Genomic DNA, 1386 nt, shown 5'->3' with positions numbered 1-1386 from the left:
CAGACCTGCGCTACCAGCCAAGACATCTCGGCGAACTTATGGACGGTCTGCCGTTGGCCAGAAATGGGCGTGGAGCCCCCGGTAGAAGATGAAATTGTGGACGGCAGTGTCGAGGGCCCGTGCGTGCAGGCGGCCCCACGGAAAACTCCGTGGGACTGCCTTAGTCCTAAGCGGTCACCAGATGTGATCGAAGGGATCGTCATTGCTTCTGGGAGCCGACATCGAGGTATTGCTGGTACAGCTGGCGAGAAAGCGCCGCATACGCATGCAGGTTGCAGGCAGATTCCCGGACCTCAGGGCTCCCATCCGCGATCATTCTCTCCGCACGAAACATGATCTTGTCCAGGTAGGAGAATACGTCGACTTTCGGGGGGTCAAAGGTTCCGTACTCGACCAAGTTCGCCACCGACAGCAAGTACTCGTCTGATACCAGCAGGTCGGTGCAGAGATCCCTGGTTTCCTCGTCCACCCCATTCGGCGGAAGCATGAGCTGTTTCCATAAACTGTAGGAATCCATGAATTCCATCTCTGCCACATCTCTCTCTAATGAGGTTTCTCAGGCCGAACGAAGTGGGCGATAGCAGACCTGCGCTACCAGCCAAGACATCTCGGCGAACTTATGGACGGTCTGCCGTTGGCCAGAAATGGGCGTGGAGCCTCCGGTAGAAGAGGTCTCACCACAAGATCTTCCGAGACCGGGAACCACGTGATCGCCTATCCTGCCACGCTCGACGTTTCTCGTGAACTGGTTCGCTACGTCGGAGGACTGCTCTACAACGAGCGGCTACGTCGCGGCACCCCCACGGGCACCCGACGCCTGACCTGCTTCTACCAAGCACTTTTCGCGCTGGTCTGGCTCCGCTGCAAGCCCAACATTCGTCTGCACGGCATCGCCTTCGGATTGTCACAGGCCACCGCCTACCGCTACCTGCACGAGGCCATCGACGTCCTGGCCGACCAATCCCCCGACCTGCACCAGACCCTACAGAAAGCCAAAGCCGTCGATATACCCCACCTCATCCTGGACGGCAAGATCTTCGAGACCGACCGATGCCGCATCAAGACAACAAGCGTGAAAGGCGAAACGATCGATGCCTGGTTCTCCGGTAAGACCGGCTACTTCGGCGGCAACATCCAGATACTGTGCGAGCCCGACGGTTTTCCTCTGTGGACCAGCGAGGTGGAGCCGGGTGGTGTCGTGGACATCGAAGCGGCACGCCGTCACGTTCTGCCGGCCGTATACCCCTACGCCGAAACCATGCCAGTGCTGGCGGACCCCGGCTATCAAGGTGCTGGCCACGGCATACACGTGCCGTTCAAGCAACCAGCTGACGGCAACGTCCTCAGCGTCGACAACCGCACCCATAACGCTCTGCAACGCTCCCT

At 59.4% G+C, this 1386-nt stretch carries 2 protein-coding genes; one reads left to right on the top strand and one right to left on the bottom strand.

Going from position 1 to position 1386, the window contains the following annotated elements; all coding sequences use genetic code 11:
• Nucleotides 1–199: 199 nt before the first annotated feature.
• Nucleotides 200–526 (bottom strand): hypothetical protein, encoded by a 327-nt coding sequence (locus ACSDR0_RS50600; RefSeq protein ID WP_435296133.1) that lies wholly within the window; start codon nt 524–526, stop codon nt 200–202.
• Between the two features lie 180 nt (nt 527–706).
• On the opposite strand from ACSDR0_RS50600, the gene ACSDR0_RS50595 reads away from it, so the two are divergent.
• A partial coding sequence (locus tag ACSDR0_RS50595) for a transposase family protein (RefSeq protein WP_435296132.1) occupies nt 707–1386 on the top strand: 680 nt, incomplete at its 3' end.

Origin of the sequence: Streptosporangium sp. G11 (assembly GCF_051192615.1) — a bacterium.
Classification (GTDB): Bacteria; Actinomycetota; Actinomycetes; order Streptosporangiales; family Streptosporangiaceae; genus Streptosporangium.
The sequence above is the reverse complement of the archived record's forward strand: the minus strand, read 5'-3'. Positions and strand labels throughout refer to the sequence as shown.